General features: G+C 45.9%; 16 protein-coding genes and 1 pseudogene. 6 read left to right on the plus strand and 11 right to left on the minus strand.

Features of this window, described 5'->3' with window-relative positions:
• The 7 genes and pseudogenes from ACIFQM_RS01580 to ACIFQM_RS01610 form a co-directional block, all read right to left on the minus strand.
• The coding region (locus ACIFQM_RS01580) for an acyl carrier protein (RefSeq protein ID WP_430064929.1) at positions 1–770 on the minus strand (770 nt) is incomplete at its 3' end.
• Positions 771–869: 99 nt separating this feature from the next.
• Complete coding sequence (locus ACIFQM_RS01585) at positions 870–1,028, minus strand: hypothetical protein (RefSeq protein WP_430040117.1); 159 nt, start codon at positions 1,026–1,028, stop codon at positions 870–872.
• A gap of 755 nt (positions 1,029–1,783) precedes the next feature.
• A pseudogene (locus ACIFQM_RS01590) lies at positions 1,784–2,323 on the minus strand (LLM class flavin-dependent oxidoreductase); the annotation flags it as partial.
• Positions 2,323–2,871: a GNAT family N-acetyltransferase gene (locus ACIFQM_RS01595; protein WP_430040114.1), complete on the minus strand. Its 549-nt coding sequence runs from the start codon at positions 2,869–2,871 to the stop codon at positions 2,323–2,325. The gene ACIFQM_RS01595 and the pseudogene ACIFQM_RS01590, both read right to left, overlap by 1 nt.
• 148 nt (positions 2,872–3,019) lie before the next feature.
• Complete coding sequence (locus ACIFQM_RS01600; RefSeq protein ID WP_430040151.1) at positions 3,020–3,925, minus strand: NAD(P)/FAD-dependent oxidoreductase; 906 nt, start codon at positions 3,923–3,925, stop codon at positions 3,020–3,022.
• 190 nt (positions 3,926–4,115) lie between these two features.
• The gene (locus ACIFQM_RS01605) at positions 4,116–4,619 is read right to left on the minus strand and encodes a ferritin (RefSeq protein WP_430040112.1); all 504 of its coding nucleotides are present in this window, start codon (positions 4,617–4,619) and stop codon (positions 4,116–4,118) included.
• Between the two features lie 135 nt (positions 4,620–4,754).
• On the minus strand, positions 4,755–7,703 hold the full coding sequence (locus tag ACIFQM_RS01610; protein WP_430040149.1) for a glycoside hydrolase family 48 protein: 2,949 nt from the start codon (positions 7,701–7,703) through the stop codon (positions 4,755–4,757).
• Between ACIFQM_RS01610 and ACIFQM_RS01615 the strand changes: the two genes are divergently transcribed.
• Positions 7,687–7,962 carry a hypothetical protein gene (locus ACIFQM_RS01615; protein ID WP_430040110.1) on the plus strand — a complete coding sequence of 92 codons (276 nt, stop codon included), beginning with the start codon at positions 7,687–7,689 and terminating at the stop codon, positions 7,960–7,962. The two genes, ACIFQM_RS01610 and ACIFQM_RS01615, sit on opposite strands and share 17 nt — an antisense overlap.
• Before the next feature lie 59 nt (positions 7,963–8,021).
• Complete coding sequence (locus ACIFQM_RS01620) at positions 8,022–8,390, plus strand: DUF423 domain-containing protein (RefSeq protein ID WP_430040108.1); 369 nt, start codon at positions 8,022–8,024, stop codon at positions 8,388–8,390.
• Positions 8,391–8,466: 76 nt separating this feature from the next.
• On the opposite strand, the gene ACIFQM_RS01625 is transcribed toward ACIFQM_RS01620, so the two are convergent.
• Positions 8,467–9,324 (minus strand): sugar phosphate isomerase/epimerase family protein, encoded by an 858-nt coding sequence (locus tag ACIFQM_RS01625; RefSeq protein WP_430040106.1) that lies wholly within the window; start codon positions 9,322–9,324, stop codon positions 8,467–8,469.
• Positions 9,325–9,342: 18 nt separating this feature from the next.
• Positions 9,343–10,077, minus strand: a complete 735-nt coding sequence (locus ACIFQM_RS01630) for a thioesterase II family protein (protein ID WP_430040104.1) — start codon at positions 10,075–10,077, stop codon at positions 9,343–9,345.
• 223 nt (positions 10,078–10,300) lie between these two features.
• Here ACIFQM_RS01630 and ACIFQM_RS01635 point away from each other — a divergent pair, with 223 nt between their 5' ends.
• The 3 genes from ACIFQM_RS01635 to ACIFQM_RS01645 all read left to right on the plus strand — a co-directional run bounded on the left by ACIFQM_RS01635 (position 10,301) and on the right by ACIFQM_RS01645 (position 14,647).
• On the plus strand, positions 10,301–12,736 hold the full coding sequence (locus ACIFQM_RS01635) for a GH36-type glycosyl hydrolase domain-containing protein (protein ID WP_430047247.1): 2,436 nt from the start codon (positions 10,301–10,303) through the stop codon (positions 12,734–12,736).
• 107 nt (positions 12,737–12,843) lie between these two features.
• Positions 12,844–13,962, plus strand: a complete 1,119-nt coding sequence (locus tag ACIFQM_RS01640) for a GGDEF domain-containing protein (protein WP_430040147.1) — start codon at positions 12,844–12,846, stop codon at positions 13,960–13,962.
• Between the two features lie 166 nt (positions 13,963–14,128).
• Positions 14,129–14,647 carry an NAD(P)H-dependent oxidoreductase gene (locus tag ACIFQM_RS01645; RefSeq protein WP_430047244.1) on the plus strand — a complete coding sequence of 173 codons (519 nt, stop codon included), beginning with the start codon at positions 14,129–14,131 and terminating at the stop codon, positions 14,645–14,647.
• A gap of 178 nt (positions 14,648–14,825) precedes the next feature.
• On the opposite strand, the gene ectB is transcribed toward ACIFQM_RS01645, so the two are convergent.
• Complete coding sequence (gene ectB / locus ACIFQM_RS01650; protein ID WP_430040098.1) at positions 14,826–16,088, minus strand: diaminobutyrate--2-oxoglutarate transaminase; 1,263 nt, start codon at positions 16,086–16,088, stop codon at positions 14,826–14,828.
• A 594-nt stretch (positions 16,089–16,682) separates the two neighbouring features.
• Here ectB and ACIFQM_RS01655 point away from each other — a divergent pair.
• Positions 16,683–17,375, plus strand: coding sequence for a response regulator transcription factor (locus ACIFQM_RS01655; protein WP_430040096.1), 693 nt, complete (start codon positions 16,683–16,685; stop codon positions 17,373–17,375).
• A gap of 5 nt (positions 17,376–17,380) precedes the next feature.
• Here the strand turns inward: ACIFQM_RS01655 and ACIFQM_RS01660 are convergent, their stop codons facing one another.
• On the minus strand, positions 17,381–19,978 hold the full coding sequence (locus ACIFQM_RS01660; RefSeq protein ID WP_430040094.1) for a response regulator: 2,598 nt from the start codon (positions 19,976–19,978) through the stop codon (positions 17,381–17,383).
• Positions 19,979–20,112 lie beyond the last annotated feature (134 nt).

Raw genomic sequence — 20,112 nt, forward strand, 5'->3', positions numbered from 1 at the left:
TGACGGAGCGAAAGCAATTCATGTGCTTTGACATCCAGCTTTTTGTAGGGTGTAAACGACTTGGACTCAGCCTGTTTTCGTGCAGTCTGTGCAGATGAAACCGGTACCAGCGTAGCTGCGACCTGCCGCTTAACTTCTGATTGAACCAGCCCACCCTTTTCTCCACCTACCGACACGGATGGCAATATTCCCGTTTCTGGATGAACTTTAGTGGAACCTGCCACAAGGGGAGAGTGACTGTACCGCAGGACATCAAGTTGCTGTGACATCAAGTGAAGCTGTTGTTCCAAAATATGTTCCAAGCCTAATGGAGCGGTAGCCATGTGCACGTTCTGGACTTCGACCTGCTCAGCCGCATAAACTGACGTGGATACCGGAAGATCTGCTTGGAGGTACGATTGAAATGCTTTAGGAACCGTCTGCTCAGTCAGGTTTATCGGTGTTGCTATATGATCTTCCAATACATTTTGATTTGGATAATCTGTGGTAATAGCTACCCGTTCGGCTACATAACTCGTCAAAAGTTCCAAGGTGGTCAGCGTTTCAAAAAACTCATTCATTGGAACGTCCAATGCGAATGTATCTTTGATGCTATGACGGACTTGAGACAGATTGATGGAATCCAGCCCTAGCTCCAGAAAATGCGTTTGCGGCTCCAATTCCTCCAGACTAAGCTGAGACACATTACCAATCATTTTAGCTAACTTTTGACGAATAGATGATTTGTGCTGATCGCTAACCGATTCCGTCACCAAATACTCGTTCCTCATATTTAAATCCCCCATTACCGTTGAGTTTTCATGAGCTAGTCCGGCATACGACTGCGTCAAATGAGACAATCTCATTTGCTTCGTGACCATTTGTTCAGCTTAATTCTGCTCAGGAACGTTGATCCAATATCTTTTCCGTTCGAATGGATACGCAGGTAAAGAAACCTTTTTGTAGCGATTACCCGCATATAGAGAATTCCAGTCTGTCTGCGCTCCTTTCACATACTTTGCAGCCAGTTGTTCCAGTGATTGCAACACGTTCAAGCTTCCGCTGATCATCTGTTTTTCCCGTGTACACACCTTCCATGTTATGCCTTGTTCATGTGGTCAAAGCACCTTCGCTTTCAGCGCATCCGCTCCAGCAGCAGTCACTGCAATCCGGTACGTCAGGTCACTTCTGCCCGTATTAGCCGTATAAAACATATCCTTCATGGCGAGTCCTTCCGCGCTTCCAACAGCTATGGGGTAAGACAAAAATGCCTCTAAGGAATAAATATTGACTTGCATATATGTAGAGACGGTTCTAGCAACTACGAACAAAGAATGAACGAGAGTTGAGAGTTAAACAGGCTTGCAAATTGTATTTCGTGGTGTGAGTGAAATAGGACAAATTTAGGTATGTGATCTTAGGGGTGTGTGAATCTGGAATGAACTGAAATTTTTAATTAAAATTAAAAGTTTGAAATTTCAGCAACATAGGTGAGTTTAATGATTGAACATCGGGGTCATACAAAAATAAATGAAACATCAAATATATAACACTTTACTAACATGATAAAGCAATCATTCCAAAAATGTCAATGTATTTCTTTTTTATAAAAAGTAATTATATGGAATAGTTTTGCGCATTTTTTTTTTCTATTTCTGCGCTCTGGAAAATCGCCTAGAAAAATAAAACCTGTACGAAAATGGTACAGTTTCCAACACTAAAAACCTTATCTCTTGGTCGCCACGGGCCTAAAAGCTCCATACATCGGATGCTTTCATGAGATAAGGTGATTGAACAGTCACATCTATAATTGAAAAATAGGAGATATGGGTGGCGCATCATTTTTTACAGTGATAATCGACCTGCTTCCGTCCTCCAAATTCGGCCCATGCTGCCAAATCGTGCTCGGAATTTCCCGCCGCAGCACCGGTATGATATTCTCGCTAAACCGATGTAGCTGTTCGAGCTGCTCCTGCTCATCTAGCCCGTCTACGCTGATGCTGAGTACCTGGTGACCAAACGCGGTATGATAGTTCCGTATTTTTTTAAGAACACTCTCCGCGGAGCCGATCAGAACAGGACCGTTACGGATATTATCCTCCAGACTCGTGAAGGGCGACTGATTGTGCTGAGCTGCCGCTGTCGAGTGGTAAGCATCATAATAAGGACGATACCGTCGAATCGCTTCCTCATCCGTATCTGCCAGATACAGACTCCCTGCCCCAGCACCAATCACAGCCTGAGACGGATCATGCCCATAATAAGCTAGTCGTTCCCGGTAATGATCAATGAGCGCTTTATACTTGGCCTGCGGGTGGAAAGAATTTGAGGAAAATATCGGCTCTAATTGCGGTTAGCAGTCTCGGCTTCGTTTTTTTCACGAATATACGTTTCAAATAATTCGGGATTCACAACTTTACGCAGCACATGCATCGTTCCATCTCCTGTACCATGGTCAAATGCATGAATACGCTCATATCCCCAACGCTCATACATAGACAGCAGATAGGGATGCTTTTCGGCTGTTGCCAGCGTAACGGCAGGAGCTCCCACCTGATCACGGATTATAGTCTGCTCTACCCAGTTGAGCAGCTTGCGGCCGTAACCTTTGCCCTGAGCAGCCGGATTGACGGCAAACCACATGACAAAGGGTAGATCCGTTATAAAATTAAGAGCTCTATTTTTGAGATGACTAACTGTAGCCTCAATTACACCATCGACTTCCAGCACGTAGCAGTCATTATTTTTAATATTCTCCTGAATGATAGGAATGTCCGCCTGAGCGGCAGGCCATTTAAGCTCCAACTGCCGAATCGTTTCGTACGCCTCATAAGTCACGTACTGCAATCTTTCCGCATCTTCCTGTTGTGCCAGACGATAGATTTCGCTCATGTTAACCCGCCTCTCCATAAAAAATATTAATCCTATCTACTTAATCAGAAATAAAAGATAAAATAACTGTAGCATGCTCACAATCCAGCGACAAATTAATTTTTTCTATAGGTATATTCAAAACAACGATAACCTAGCGAAAGTGACCTCAAATTGCAAAATCTTCCTCCGTCAAATCCATGTTAACGCACATACCGGTTCGGCTGCCGTCGGCTGCGGCAAAAATCAATTGGGAAGGCATGAAGTATGAAGAATCCCCGGCGGCGTATACACCAGGTATAGAGGTTCTTCCTGATTCATCCGTCTTGATCCCGCCCGACTCCAGCTTTTCACAGCCCAAGCGTTCTGCAAATGGTGTACTTTGTACAAATTTGGGAGCCACGAACCCGCCAGTCCTTGAGACTTGAGTTCCATCCGTAAATTGAACATGCTCAAGCTGTCCATTTTGTCCGATGAAAGCTGTAACAGGCTGCTCTATCACCACAATTCCCTTGGATTGAAGCCATTTTTTTTGCTCGAATGTCAGGGAAGCATGGCCGTTCGTGCAGGCGATTATATCCTTGCTCCAATTCAGGAGTAATTTGGCCGTATGATAGATGCCCGGAGATTCGGACACAACGACAAGCGGTTGATCCCGTAGCTCCCAGCCGTCGCAATAGGGGCAATTAAACAAGCTTTTTCCGTATAGTGGATAAAAGCCTTCGATCTCGGGAAATATCTCCTTTACGCCCGTCGCTAAAATCAGTTTTCGCGCTTGAATGCGAAGGCCTGACGAATCAAGCACCTCAAATCCGGATTCAGTTTTTTCAATCGAAACAACCTCGGCTTGCAGATGATCGACAGACGGATAGCGCAGTACTTCCTCATAAGCAACGCGACGGAACTCGGACGGCGTAATGCCGTCTCTTGTAATAAAGCCGTGCGATGCATGCGTAACGGCATTTCTGGGCTGGTTGTTGTCGATCAAAGCCACACTTCGTCTTGCCCGGCCCAGCACAAGGGCTGCATTCAATCCGGCGGGTCCTCCGCCAATAATAGCACAATCGTAAATTATGATGCTCCTCTCCTTTTAAAGAGATATTAAAGACTCATTATATCTATAATATACTCGAATTTACTAATGTGTCAAGCTGTACATGATCATAAAAAACGCAAAAAAAGCCCGAAAACCGGGCTTTTCTAACTCCTCGTCTCATAACATACCAGCCATATCCTTAGCATTCAGACGAAAAGCGCATGTTGCTTTATTCCGCAGGAGGTGTAAAGCTGCGTTGAGCAAATTCACTGTCCAGCATGTAAAAAGCGTTACTATCCCTTTCAATCCGTTTGAGCTTCTGAATTACATTGTCGAACAGAGCTTCCTCTTCGACTTGCTCATCAATAAACCATTTCAGGAAATGGATCGTCGCATGCTCACGTCCGTCCAGAGCCAAGTCAGCCAAATGATAAAACTTCTGCGTATTTTGCTGCTCGTGCTTGTAGCCGTGCTCGAACACATCCAGCATGGAATCGTAGCTGTTTTTTGGCTCCGGTAATGCCGCCAAAGTAGCTCGCCCTCTGCGGTCATTAATATATTTGTATAGCTTCATCGCATGAAAACGTTCCTCTTCAGCTTGTACCAGGAAAAAGTTTGCGAACCCATCCAGACTTTCGCCAGAGCAATAAGCAGCCATCGCCAGATATACGTGAGCGGAGTAAAACTCAAAATTCATTTGCTCATTTAGAGCCTGTGCCAAATTGTCTTTCATGTATCAGGTCACCTCGGTCATGTATGTAATGATGTAGCGATCTTAGTGTACCACGAAACCAAGCACAAAAACGAGCGCAATGTGAGTTTTTACACCCTCTCATTGCGCTCGCCTCACACTAATTTTATTTTACAATCAAGGCTCCAGTCCCCACACACGTTGGTCGTTCACATACAGAGGCGTTTTGTTCCAATCTGCATAAGACGTCTTGGTCGCATCATAGGAAAAATCATCACTTTCGTTATAATTGCTCCAGTCCGTCTTGTTCAAGCGAACCTGAATATCCCCCGTGTTGGCTCCTGCTGCCAGACTTCCCGCACCAGCTCCAAAGGAGATTTCCAGATAGTAATCTGCGCCCGTAACCGCCTTATCCAGTTTCACATAGCGTCCCTGAACGTTGCCGCTGCCGAGCTGTGCATAGTCACAATGGAATTCCTGCGGTTTATCGCCATCCACTGTAAAGTAATACCGCAGCTTGACAGTCTTCAGATCAACAGCCTCTTTCCCCTTGTTTACAACACGGAAAAGCGGACGAATCTGATTATCTCCCGGGTTCGTGTCGCCCACGCGATATTGGGCAATTACATCTCCCGTTGCTGGAACCGACGCTGCTGTCGGCTTGGCGCTGACCTCGGCAGAATCCGGGCTGGTTCCTAAAGAATTAGTTGCACTTGCTACATAATAATAAGTGGTTTCATTCACCACTCCTGTATCCTTGTAAGTGCTATCCGTTACCGTTGCTACCGTGGTATAAGGTCCTCCACTGGTTGTGGAGCGCTTAACGGTATAGCTGTCCACCCCTGTCGCTTTGCTCCAGTTTAGTGTAACCTGAGCATCCCCGGCACTTGCTTTCACATTTGCCGGAGCTTTGGGAGCTGTCGGCTCGGTTGTTCCACTATTGTTGATGAGACGGTCATATTCGGCATAAGCTGTCGCCATATCGACTTGGGACCAAAAACGGTGATACGTAAATTCCGGAGCGCCTTTATCCCATTTTTTCGTTTGATTATTCCATGAAGTTGTGTATTTGTCCTTGAGATAAGACCACTGAGGATCTTTGGTGATATTAGGCCGGATATCGGTGTAGCTGGAATACGTACCATTACCACCCTTGGACGGATCAGATGCGGTAGCGTCTGCGCCAGGAATGGTGTTGCCTTGCCCCGTTTTACCGCTCCATCCGTTCGGGATATACGCTTCTTTCGTAAAATAACGATAATAATCCTCACGTGCTTCCTTCGTGGTAATGCCTACACCGTCGTTGTAACCCCATGCAGCATCGAGCAAAGCTTTGGACAGATCCTTGGCTTCCTTGCCTAATGCGGTGTAATCTCCTTTTTCGGCCTTCGTTCCAGCAGCAAAGAAAGTAAGCGCTTTAACATAACTACCCAGCACTCCCGCATCTTGCCCTGGATTCTTCGTTACTACATGCAGATTGGCATTCCCCTTATGACTGGCAAATCCGGTCCAGGTTTCTGGCTTCCCGCTCCATTCCAGATTGCCTGGCACCCAAAACTCGCCTTTAGCTACTGTAGTGGCAACCTTCGGATTTTTACCCCCCAGAATGCGCTTGCCTTGAGCGTCCAAATAGTACCCCTGCGCGTCAGTCACAGGACGTTCGTTGGCAAATGCATAGCTCTTGGACCATGCTACCCAGTTTTCCGTCACTTGCTTAGCCATTTTAAACTGCTCGGAAGAAGTATCACCCTTCTTGGCTAAAATGTAGTACAGTTCGGCAACCCGTTCGACAGGCCAAGCCTGCATTCCGAACCAATTGTTGGACGGTGGATCTTGGTATACAGGAGCGCCTGTATAAGCCATTCCATAGAAGGTGCTTGTGCCAGACGGGTACGCTTTGTAGGCACCATCCCAGCTATTCGTTGCTCCACCTGCAATGGCTCCCTCATCGGATTGCAGCCACGTATAAAATTCCAGTTGGCGCTTCAGCGAGGTAGCCCAATCCTGTCCCGCCGTTGGTGAATTTGGTATTAATCCGCCATCCTGATCGGATAACGCGTAAGCCGCAACGACATTTTGGTAGCCCTGATGCGCGTGGCTGGCGCCAATCCGCCAAGCCCAGTTGCCGCTTTGACCCAGTCCGCCACCCCATGCCGTATACCATGCCATCAGATAATGGCTGGCATCCTTGCCGGAACCAGCGGTCGGAGTTCCATTGGAAGCGCTTCCGATTTTTTGGAAGTATTTATCGTACATACCATAACGCAAGTAGTCGCCCATCTTTTTCGCTTTATCCAAATATACCGGATTGTCATACCCCAGTTCTTTCGCCCAGTACATGGCTTGAACCGCCCGTGCGTCCGCATCGGTGGCATTCGTGTAGCGCCATTGCTGTGAAGGAGCATTATTTTCCTTGGTAAATAGGCTCATAAAGCCTTCATTCGCTTTACCAAATTTTTGATTATCCTGCGATGGATGCGGGACGGATTCCCAAACCGATTCCTGCTCCCCGCGTTGGAAGGTGTTCACATAGGCCGCTGTATGCGACGGATTCAGCAGATTTCCAAAACCGTACCAATTATCCACGTCCAGCAGCCAATGCATTAGATAGGTCTGATTATTGCCATAGGTTGCTTTCAGTTCTGCATCCAGCGGGTCCTTGCCACCACCATACTGACCACTCAGACGGCTTGGATATTGATCTGGCTGCGGATACTCTGCTGCATAGGTGGCTGGGCTGTTAGGGTTGTAGTTACTCATAGTAGGCTGTTCTTCCTTGCCATCCCCCTCATTAACAGGAATAATGTATTTCTCCATGTTGTCCCAAGCCGATTCCAGCTTTCCCCAATCTCCGGTATAATGACCATACAGTACTTCCAGCCACATCCAGTAGCTATATGCTTCCGAGGTCGTTAAGTGTCCATAGTCTGGCGCCTCACTCATCAGGGTTTCAACTGAATGGTAAGGTATACCTTCCTTGGAAAAATATCCACTGGCCGGATCCTTCAGTTGTTTGTACAATTGAAGAAAGCGTGTGGATTCCGGTGTTGCGGCTGAAGCACGGTCGGGTTCGGCTTGAAATATGCCCAAAGTTAGGGGAAGCACCAAAATGGCTGACATGACCATAGAGACAGATTTCCTGAACACGGATTTTCTGCTGATCACTTTTGCATCCATCCTCTCCATTATCAATTTTGGCTTTACACTAGATTTTATTACGAAAAAAGACAGCACAAAAAGACAGCACCATCACCTCACTTTTCCATTAAAAAAGGTGGAGGACACGCTGTCCATTAGCTCCAAATGCTTCACATTGGCCCTGGCAAAAATATACCACACCCGCCGCCAAATGAGAGTCGAAAAAATCAATATGTTTAGAGTGTAATAATGAAAATTGACGAAATCGCATGAAATCGCTACGACTTCATAAGGAGGCGTTACAAAATGAAAATTTTACTGGTGCTTGGTTGTACGATGATGTTTTTAGCCGTAGCCCTGGGAGCGTTCGGGGCACATGCTTTGAAAAAAAAACTTTCCGCAGACATGATGAGTATTTTCCAGACGGGCATCCAATATCATATGGCTCACGGCTTGGGCTTGGTTCTGCTCGGAGCAGTTGCAGGAAATCTGGTCCATTCTTCTCTGGTCGTAACCGCAGGCTGGATTATGCTCATCGGTATTCTCCTGTTCTCCGGCAGTCTGTATGCCCTTAGCTTGTCCGGCGTGAAAAAGCTCGGAGCGATTACCCCGATTGGCGGGGTGGCTTTTTTGGTGAGCTGGGTGCTTGTGATGGTCGCGGTTCTACAAGATTAAACATAGCTAAAGAAAAGAGACTTGGAAAAGTAGACGCTTCCAAGTCTCCTGAGCCATTCCCGAATCTGAAAGAATACTATGATTTCGTCTGCACTTCTTGCACCTTCTGAGCCGCTAAGCGATGACCCTCGATGTAGCGTTTGGATTCAGCCATCTGGTGCTCCTGCGCGGCTTCCATAATGATGTGAACCCCCGGCTTGTACTGTTCCAGCAGTTCCATGTATAGGCCGTAATTCATGTCACCAAAACCCGGCGGTACGGTCTCAATCTCACCTGTCGATGACAATCGTCGGTCTTTGGCATGCGCCGCGATAATTCGAGGTCCTAGTAATTGGAACGCTTCGCGGATAACCTCATCCTGCCGTGCCAGATTTTCCGTTTTCAGCAAATTGCCCGGATCAATCACTACGCCGATCTGGGATGACGGTACTTCCTCCAGCAAGGTAGCCAGTTCTACCGCCGTTCCGACCAAATGATCGTTAGCGGCCTCCAATCCTACGAATACGCCCCATTTTCCCGCCTCATCGGCTAATTCACGCACGACTTCCTTTACAGCCTTCCAGTCTCGTTCCGTATATGCGCTGCCATCTTCATTACGTCCGACTTCGGCGGCCACCATAGGTGCCCCTAACAGGCTCGCATATCGGATCAGCTCTTTAAAGCGTTCTACATTTTCACGCAGCAGCTCCTCATCCTGTTCAAAAAAATGCAAATAGCATCCAAGAACCGATATGGATACTCCGTGCTTGCGGAATTCCTCCGCGATAGACAGCGCCAATCCCGGGCTGAACTTGCCCGGTTTGTTAAAGTCCACATCACTGATCGCTCTCCACGGAGCCAGTTGAACATGAGTAAAGCCCGCTGCGCCTACCTTTGCAGCCAACTCGCGATAAGGCAACTTGCCAAACAAATGCGCCAATACACCTACTGTCACTGAAATCACCTCTTCTTTTTAATGTTGCATCCTGCTTGTCACAGCACTGCCTTCCAAAGTTTCATTAATGATTTGTGTAATCCCTTCCACCTCATCATGAATAAAAAAGTGGCCCCCGTCAAAGGTGAAAATTTGAAACTTCTGATTCGTATGCTGCCCCCACGCCTCCGCATCCTGCAAGGTCATCGTGTTATCGGCCAGCCCTGTCAAGGCTGTGACTGAACAATTCAAAGGGACCGTTCGGGGCGTATACTTATACGTCTCAACGGCTTTGAAGTCCGCTCTTAGCACTGGGATAAAATAGTCGTACAATTCACGATTGTCAAAAATGGCCTCCGAAAGCTGACCATATCGCTGCAAATGCGTTCTGAACTGCTCTGCGGGCAGATCATGGGCCCACGGGAAATCTCTCGGGACATGCGGTGCCCGTCCCCCAGATACGAACAGATGAGCTGGCTTGCCATAACCACCAGCCACCAGCTTGTAATACAGCTCGAATGCGATCATCGTTCCCATGCTGTGACCGTATATAGCATAAGGATCGCCGGGGGCTATCTCTTGACTGATCTTGAGCAGTAAATCCTCGCTCATTTCCTCGATGCTGTCTTTTAACGGCTCTCCGGAACGAATACCTCTGCCCGCCAGCTCCAGCGGGACAAGCTTAATCTGCGGAAGCAGCAGCTTTTTCCATTTGAAGCTGACCGATGCCGATCCACCTGCATATGGAATGAAAAACAATGTGATGGGTGCCATCCTTACAACCTCCTGCCATGCTGAGTCCTAACTCTTTCATTTTAGCATAAAGAGGTATATTTACCCATTTCAAATATTTTGCAAATTCAAGAAACAAAGTCGAGGAAATCAAGCATCTTTTGCATCAGGCAGGAAACCGCTTCTTTTAGGAAGAACAGCTTCATGTTTGAATATAATAATGTGTTTGGTTTTATTTCTTTAAATTCGAGAGGAGTTCTGCGCCATGAAGTACGGTTTCTTCGATGATGCTAAACAAGAATATGTCATACACACCCCTCAAACCCCATATCCCTGGATCAATTATTTAGGCAACGAACGATTTTTTGGACTGATCTCCAATACAGGCGGCGGCTATGCATTTTACCGGGATGCGCGCTTACGTCGTCTAACACGATACCGATACAACAATATTCCTGTCGATAACGGCGGCCGTTATTTTTATATTCATGATGACGGGGATTACTGGACACCGGGCTGGATGCCGGTCAAACGGGAGCTGGATCGGTATGAGTGCCGACATGGGCTTGGCTATACTTCAATTATGGGTGAACGTAACGGTATCCGGGCGACGCAATTGGCTTTTGTACCGTTGTCCTTTGATGGCGAAGTACATCAGGTCAAGCTTCAGAACACCTCTGCTCAGACTAAGAGGATCAAGCTTTTTTCTTTCGTGGAATTTTGTCTGTGGAACGCTTATGACGATATGACCAATTTTCAACGCAACCTGAACACGGGCGAGGTCGAAATACAGGACTCCGTCATCTATCACAAAACGGAATATCGTGAGCGTCGCAACCACTATGCATTCTTCTCTGTCAATCGCCCGCTGGCAGGATTCGATACAGACCGTGAAGCTTTTCTGGGACTGTACAACGGACTGGATCAGCCGCAAACCGTCACCGCCGGGCAAGCCTCGAACTCTGTGGCTAGCGGGTGGTCGCCTGTAGGGTCGCATTGCATCGAAGTAACCTTGGAGCCAGGTGAAGAAACGAGTCTTAACTTTGTACTCGGTTATGTGGAAAATCTGGAGGATCAAAAATGGGAATCTCCCGGTGTGATTAACAAAAAGCAGGCTCAGGCCATGATTGCTCAATTCGCGGAGGAAGCCAATGTTGAACGAGCCTTAAGTGAGCTGCGGGGCTATTGGAACACTCTGCTCTCCAAGTACACCATTCAGAGCCACGACGATAAGCTGAACCGGATGGTGAATATATGGAACCCGTATCAATGTATGGTTACGTTCAATATGTCGCGTTCCGCTTCGTATTTCGAATCCGGCATCGGGCGTGGAATGGGTTTCCGGGATTCGAATCAGGATTTACTTGGTTTTGTCCACCAAATACCGGAGCGGGCACGGGAACGGATTATCGACATCGCCTCCACTCAATTTGATAACGGCGGGGCTTATCATCAATACCAGCCTTTAACCAAAAAAGGAAACCACGAGGTCGGTGGCGGTTTCAACGATGATCCGCTGTGGCTAATTGTCGGCACCGCTGCGTATATCAAAGAAACGGGAGACTTCGCCATATTGGACGAACAAGTGCCTTTTGATGGAAATGCAGAGCACACCGCTACCCTTTTTGAGCATTTGAAGCGATCCTTTTATCATGTGGTTAACAATCTCGGCCCGCACGGTCTTCCACTGATTGGCCGGGCAGATTGGAACGACTGTTTGAATCTAAACTGTTTTTCCGCCACACCAGATGAGTCCTATCAGACCACACAAAATTTGGAGGGGCGTACAGCGGAATCGGTATTCATCGCCGGACTCTTCGTCTATACAGGACCGGATTTTATCGAGCTGTGCAAGCGCAGAGGATTAGATGAGGAAGCAGCTACGGCCCAAGCCCATGTGGATCGGATGCGGACAGCCACGCTAGAGCATGGCTTTGATGGGGAATGGTTTCTGCGTGCCTATGACCACTATGGGAACAAGGTCGGCAGCAAGGATTGTGAGGAAGGCCAAATTTTTATTGAGCCGCAGGGTTTTTGCGTAATGGCCGGAATTGGCGTTGAGGAGGGTCAGGCTCAACAAGCGCTCGACTCTACACGGGATCGGCTGGAGACTCCCTATGGCATTGTGCTGCAAAATCCGCCCTATTCCCGCTATTACATCAATCTGGGTGAAATATCCTCTTATCCTCCAGGGTACAAGGAAAATGCAGGAATTTTCTGTCACAATAACCCGTGGATCATGATGGCGGAGGCCGTGATTGGCCGTGGAGATCGTGCATTTGAACTGTATAGCAAAATGGCTCCAGCGTATCTGGAGGACATCAGCGACATCCACCGCACCGAGCCTTATGTATATGCGCAAATGATTGCGGGTAAGGATGCCGTTCGTGAAGGCGAAGCCAAAAATTCCTGGTTGACCGGCACAGCGGCGTGGAACTTTGTAGCCATTACCCAGTCTATTCTTGGTATTCAGCCGGAATGGGATGGTCTGCGTATTGATCCGTGTATCCCTGCCGCTTGGGACGAATTTACAATCACTCGCGTCTTCCGTGGCGATACCTACGTGATCCAAATCACGAATCCACAACATATATCCAAGGGTGTAGCAACAGTCACACTAGATGGTATTATCCTCACGGACAATGTTCTGCCAGTTGCAGGAGATGGTGCTTTCCATCAGGTTAAAGTGTTACTGGGCTGACAAGTACATTGGCACCTAAATGGCCTCCTAAAAAATTAGCTTCAACTTCGTCACATAGTATCTTATAATACGAGAATGGCTAAAGATACATTAAGTGTGGTGACCTCATAAATATGACAACACGACTTACTCTAACAACCGATTATAAAATAAAGGAAGCTCGCTGGGTACAAAGGATGCTTTTATTATACTGGATGATTATAGCCGTACATTTTTTTGTGCAGCTTGGTTGTTATTTATATCTCGAATACCACGCTTCGTCTTATGAATTTTACGTTGGAGTTCTCATTGTTCCGACACTGATTATGTGTGGTTCCAATCTGCTTGCAGAGCTGGTTCATTATAAATACAACAGATATTCATTTGTGATCCTATTTATGGCAAGCACGGTCATTTGCTGGACCATCATTCGTTTAAACTACGATATTGGGATTATCCCGGCGTTGTGCTTGTTGCCTATTTTCTCATCCATTCTGTTCTTCAATCGTCGCCTAATATGGTTTTCCTTTGTCTTGCAAATGGGAGTCTTTTTACTTTTGCTAGCAGTGGATGGTTCGTTCCGTACCTACTTGTCGGCCTTTGATATTGTAGCCATTCTGATCTTTTTGATTATGTCTACCTTTATTGCTATTATTATTCAGGCAAGCGGCCGTGACCTGCTGTTGGATTTGTATAAAACACAGCGTGCTCACCAGGAATTAATGATTAGTAATGCGATTATAAGCAAAATGTCAATGACCGACGGGTTAACCAAGCTCTATAATCATTTGTCCTTTCAGAACTTCTATGAAAAAGCACTCGAATATGCTGAACAAGGCGCCATTATCCATCTCGCTTTACTTGATATTGATAATTTCAAGAAAATTAACGACAATTACGGGCATCAGTTCGGAGATAAAATTTTGGAGAAAATTTCGCTAATCATTACAGAACAGATTACAGCTAATGATATTGCGGCCCGCTATGGTGGTGAGGAATTCGCCATCCTGATGTTCGAGCATACTTTTGAAGAAGCTTATCTAATCGCCGAAAACATCCGGCATGCAGTGGAAAAGATGATCTTTCATGAAAAAAAGCAACACATTTCTGTAACCGTAAGCATTGGACTGAAAAGCTATACAGAAGAAATGAACAAAGATTCGTTCTTTCAGGAAGCGGACGACTATCTATATCAAGCTAAGCGTTCTGGCAAGAATAAGATAGTTTCGCTCAATCATATCGCTTAATTCGACAGAGAATACTTCGCAGGATGACTTCTCCGGCACTCGCATGCCGGGGATTTTTTTTTGTAAGAGATAATCCATTTGACAAGAATACGAGTTGAAACTATAATAGTTACATGTAATAACGTAATTTACTTACATAAAATAAGTTAAAGGAGATGTTTTTCATATGTCAACACTTGTTATTGTAACCCACCCTAATCTTGCGGAGTCCCGCGTTAACAAAAGATGGGTCCAAGAGCTAAAGAAGCAACCCGGCGTGACTATTCACAACCTGTATGAAGTATACCCTGATGAGAAAATCAATGTAGCTCAGGAGCAGGAACTACTGGAGAAGCATGACCGTATTGTACTGCAATTTCCTTTTTACTGGTATAGCACCCCTTCCCTGCTAAAAAAATGGCAAGATGCGGTTCTGACTTACGGTTGGGCTTTTGGTAGCGAAGGTGGCAAATTGGAAGGCAAAGAGTTACTGATTGCTCTGTCTGCTGCCAGTGTAGAGGAAAACTATCAACATGACGGACGGAACAGATACACAATCGAAGAGCTGTTGAGACCTCTTGAAGCTACAAGCTATATGGTGGGCATCAAGTTGCTTCCTTATTTTATACAATATGGTGCTGGGGTTCTGACCGACGAACAGTTGGAGCAATCCGCGCAAAAATATGCGCAAGCCGTTACTTCTTAATTAAATTGCAAGAATCCCCTTGGTTGGAGCTGTCACCTGCTGTGAAGCAGAACGTGGCAGTCTACCGATCAAGGGGATTTTTTGATTTTGAGATGATTCGTTGATTTGACAAAGAACCTCCTGCCGCTAGAAAATAGCAGCGATGGAGGTTCCCGTCAATCTGTTAAACTATGAAGATTTACAAAGTAACCAGTGTGCTGGACACCTGAACCATGCTTTCTTTAATGATGTTGCAGCCTTTACGCAGGTTTTCCATGCTGATCGTTAGCGCAGGCATAATTTTAATCACCGTATCGTTACGTCCGGCCCGCTCAATAATGAGGCCCCTGCTAAAGCAAAGAGCAGCTACTTCCTTGGCAAAGGCTTCTCCCAGAGGAGACACATCAATTCCCCAGATCAGTCCCAAGCCGCGAATGTCAATGAGCGGGTCAATCTTTTGAATATGTTCATACAAAAATTGCTGAACAAAAGCTTCTTTCTCTTTTACCTGTGCTTCCAGCCCAACCGTATCCCTGAACTCGAGCGCAGCCTTGGCGGCTACAAAAGCAAGCTGGTTCCCCCGGAAGGTACCATTGTGCTCGCCAGGGCTCCAAATATCCAATTCCGGCTTGAGCAGTAGCAGTGACATTGGCAAACCATAGCCACTGATCGACTTGGACAAAACGACCATATCAGGAACGATACCCACGCGCTCAAACGAGAAGAACGAACCGACCCGCCCGCAGCCGACCTGAATATCGTCAACAATCAGCAAAATATCATGATCATCGCACAGTTGCCGCAAATCACGCAACCATTCAGTATCGGCAATGTTAATACCACCTTCAGCCTGTACCGTTTCCAGAATGATGGCCGCTGGCTTTTCCACTCCGGAATGGGTATCTGTTAAAAGCTGCTCCATATACAAAATGGTATCCAAGCCGTTAAACGTACTGTTAAAGGGGATGAAGGTAACGTTATTCAGGGATACACCGGCACTCTCTCTCATGGAGTTGTTACTGGTAACGGACAAACTTCCTAGAGACATGCCATGAAATGCGCCCATAAAAGCAAAAATCCCATTTCTTTTTTTGACTTTGCGTGCAAGCTTCAGCGCTGCCTCTACCGCATTGGTTCCCGTTGGTCCGCAAAATTGCAGCTTATAATTCAAGCCCTTGGGCTGGAGAATACGCTCGGAGAAAGACTCAATAAACTCTTGTTTCGCCGTCGTGTACATATCCAGACCATGTATGATCCGATCAGAGGTCAAGTAATCCAAAATCCGATTTTTCATAAAATCGTTATTATGCCCGTAGTTCAAGGCCCCTGCTCCGGCAAAAAAGTCGATATACCCCTCTCCCGCCTCCGTGTACAGCACATCGTTTTTTGCCTTGTTGAAAACAACCGGAAAGTTTCTGCAATAGGATCTTACATTGGACTCCAGTGCTTCGAATGTGTTCATTGATTTCTCGTCCTCCCGCTAGACCTGATTTGGAAAAAATACAAGCATGGAAAGCAAAAAAAGTGTAAATATGTAAGCTGAAAAGAGAAGACAGTCCGAATTTCAATGGGGTAGCCACACCAAAAAATCATGAGTACGATCACTGGAACGATTAGAGTACGGAAAATATATGCAAAATAGTCTATGGAGGTAAATTACATTCTAGAAGATTAAATGGTAGGGTTTTCTAAGGGGCCTATCAGTGGATGTCACTCCTATGTAATAAAATACCATAATTTTTCTTAAAGTCAATGCACGCTTTTAATATGTTTTGTTAAATTTTTGAAATCAAGTGTCGGGAGCTTGGTGCATTTTGTTAATTCTCATCGAAAAATGTCGGAATAGAACTGAAAATTTTATAAATAGAGCATTTCCATATCAAAAAAGTATAAATTCGTTCTGCCCGGCTATTGGTTTGCCCGATCTCCCTGTTCTTTTGACAGACTGCCCAAAGGGGGTTACTCTATCAAAAGAACCTGCCAAAAGTTTTGGAATGCATTGAACCTATCCTAACCATTTGGCTCGAATTTGATAGAAAGATAAGGAAACATCATCATGTCTAATGTTTTGATTATTGAAGATGACAATATGCTGGGAGATACCCTGTCCTTGTATTTGACTGGAGAAGGTTATAACGTTACCCGAGTGGAACAGGCGGCTGAGGGAATTGCCTGGCTGGGTATGGTGCAGCCTGATATTATTTTGCTAGATCTGCTGCTTCCAGATTTGGATGGCGTCAATCCCTGCCCACTGGTACGCAGGCATACGGATGTGCCAATCATCGTGATTTCTTCAGAAAACAACATCTCAGAGCGCATCCGTACACTTACGCTGGGAGCGGACGATTATATTTGCAAGCCTTTCAGTATGCAGGAGCTAAAGGCACGAATCGAGGCTCTTTTCCGTCGTATTGAAATCACACGGTTACAGGCAAGGGGCCTTGCGCCTGAAGCCGAGCCTGAAACAGACATTGTTTTGGATCTGGCGCGAAGAATGATTACCGTTGATGGGCAGATTGTCGAGACGACATTTTCGGAATTTGAGCTTATGAAGCTTTTTTATTTGAACCGGGGAATTGTATTCAGTCGATATGCCTTGATTCAAGCTCTTCGTGGCACAGACTCCTTTATTAATGAGAGGGCTGTAGATGTACATATTAACCATTTGCGCAGGAAAATCGAAAAAGACCCTAAAAAGCCAAAATTAATCAGGACCATCTGGGGAATTGGTTATAAATTTATGCAATAGCACAATCAGTTCCAGGGAACCGATGACTTGATTTGGTTAATCTCCTTTTGAACCAAGCTCAATTGCTCTCGCCACTCTGGATACAGTTCCCCCAGTGAGATTTCATGGCTACGCTTCAATCCCTTTTCCAACTCTATGACCTTTGACAACAGCCCGGACGCAAACAGGTTTCCTGCCCCTCCCTTAAGCGAGTGGATTAATCGGAGAGCGGCAGATAACTGTCCGTTGTCCATTTTCCTCGTCAATCTTTTATCGAGATGCTGGTATTCCTGAATCCATTTGTAAAGGGCAAATTGGAAAATATATACCTTTCCATCCATCCCGGCTATCGCCTGTTCCGCGTGAACACCATGTAATTCTTGCAGCCATGCTAAATGAATCCAGCTGTTTAACACTCTTACAGCATTCAGTTCATGGACAGGCTTGAGCAGCACAGCATTAATGCCTGAACGAAGGCAAACCTCCTGTTCATGCTGCGCAGCATCGGCCGTAAAGGCGATAATTGGAAGTCTGTTAAAAGCTTTCTTTCTGCGAATATGTCTGGCTGTCTCAAAGCCATCCATCTCCGGCATATGCAGATCAAGCATTACCATATCCCAGGAACGCAGCTCCATTGACTCTAACAGTTCTCTTCCGTTTGCAACCATGGTTACTTCAAAACCGCGCTCTGCCAGGAACTCGGTAATTACCACCTGGTTAATCTCATTGTCCTCCGCTATGAGAATTTGATACTTCTGTGTTCTAATCTCTCCTTCATAACGAGGGCTCATCATCGTATATGTATCCAGAGTATTAACATCTACAGACACTATCTTTTCCTTTTCCAGCCTCCAGTGGATAACCTCCAATACAGCGTTTCGAGTCACGGGCTTGGACAAAAAGGCATCCACCCTGCTATCCTCGTCCCCAGTCGCTATCCCTTCCATCTGGAACACTGTTGTAAGTCCAATGACCTGAGTCATCTGTCTATTTAGCAATTGAAGCCATTGTCTCCGTGTATCCAGCTCTCTAAAGCCATTCATTCCCATGTCGATCATAACCAAATCGAAATATTCGCCATTCTGAAAAGCTTGCACACATTCCTGAAAGGATGAAATGGTGTATGTTTCTAATCCTGTGCTTTGCAGTAATTCGTTCAGACTATATCTCAACAGCTCATGCCGCACAACAATTAAGGCTTTGCCGTTTATTTGTTTTTCTATCTGAGTGCCTTCTGGATGTAGATCCCCGATATCCAGCTCGACATTAAAGTAAAACCGACTGTATTCCCCCAATCGGCTTTCAACCTCTACATTCCCGCCCATGGCTTCAGCCAAATGCTTGCTAATGGCCAAACCCAGCCCGGAGCCCCCATATCGGCGGCTGGTTGATGTATTCGCTTGGGTAAAAGGGACAAACAGCTTGTTCACACCCACCTCCGAAATACCTATGCCTGTATCCTCCACCATAAAGGACAACGCTACCCGTCCGTTCTGCTGGCTTAGCATGTTCACCTCTAACAATACATGTCCCTGATCCGTAAATTTGACGGCATTCGTCAGAAGGTTTAAAAGCACCTGTTCCATCCGCAATGGATCACCTTTAACACTTTTGGGTAATTTGGGGTCCGTTATAAAAATGATCTCTATTTCTTTGTGTTCCAGCAAAGTACCCACCGTATCTGCAAGATGCCGAAGCATTTTTTCCGGCTCAAACTCCAGCCTTTCCAGTTCCAAACTGCCTGCTTCCATTTTGGAAAAGTCCAATACATTATTGAGCATGGATGAGAGGGTTCGTGAGGAGGCGAGCAGCTTGTCAAGGTAGTCTTTTTGGACAGCAGTCAGTTCCGTCTTGTTCAACAGCTTGGACAGACCGATAACACCATTCAGCGGCGTGCGAATTTCGTGGCTCATATGAGCCAAAAAAACGCTTTTGGCATGGTTAGCCTCGTCTACCTCCTTTCCTTTCTGCTTGGAAGCTTTATACTCCGTAATATCCATGACGTGACCGATGACATGCTTGGTGATCCCGTTCTCCCTGACCGGATGTAAGGTAATTAAAACCGAGTATTCCCAAAACTCCAGCTCAAATACCGTCCGGTCACCGAACCATGCCTGTTTGTAATATTCACAAAGCTGCTCTAGTGTTTCAGAGGATAGCTCAAAAATGTCCCCGAGTCGCTCCACATGCTCCCTACGATTATAGCTGACTTGCATATTCAGACCCATGCGCTCCAGCAAGCCTCCTTCCAGCAGCCTATAATAAAATTCGTCGCCGCTTTTCTCCAGCCTGAAGGTAAAGCCAGGTTGAACCCGAAGCACATTTAGGAGATCACGGTTTTGGTCCAGTAAACGTTGTTCATTTGTATATTTAATGATCCCAACGCGTACAAACAAAGCGATGAACATCAGACCCATCACTAGCTCCAGAACACAAGTCATCAAAGCTCTATCACTTATGCCAAAATATAAAAACAGAATTCCGGTCACTCCATAAAAAACATGCGTGATCGTCTGCCGAATGAGCTGAGAAATCAGATTGGGGCGCCGAAATGTAATAGATGGATGAAAAGTAAAAATAATGAATAATATCACGATAGCATATAATAACAAATCTCGAACCAAATGTTCTTCCTCCTGTAATTTTCCTACTTTGTAAGAATGAGAATATAAAAAAACTCAGGACAGATTCCTTATGCCATAAGGCTTAAAGAGCTGTCCCGAGCATTCATTGTACTATAGATTCCATAGGGTTCAAG

Source organism: Paenibacillus sp. NRS-1782 (genome assembly GCF_050467685.1).
In the GTDB taxonomy this organism is placed as follows: domain Bacteria; phylum Bacillota; class Bacilli; order Paenibacillales; family Paenibacillaceae; genus Paenibacillus; species Paenibacillus terrae_A.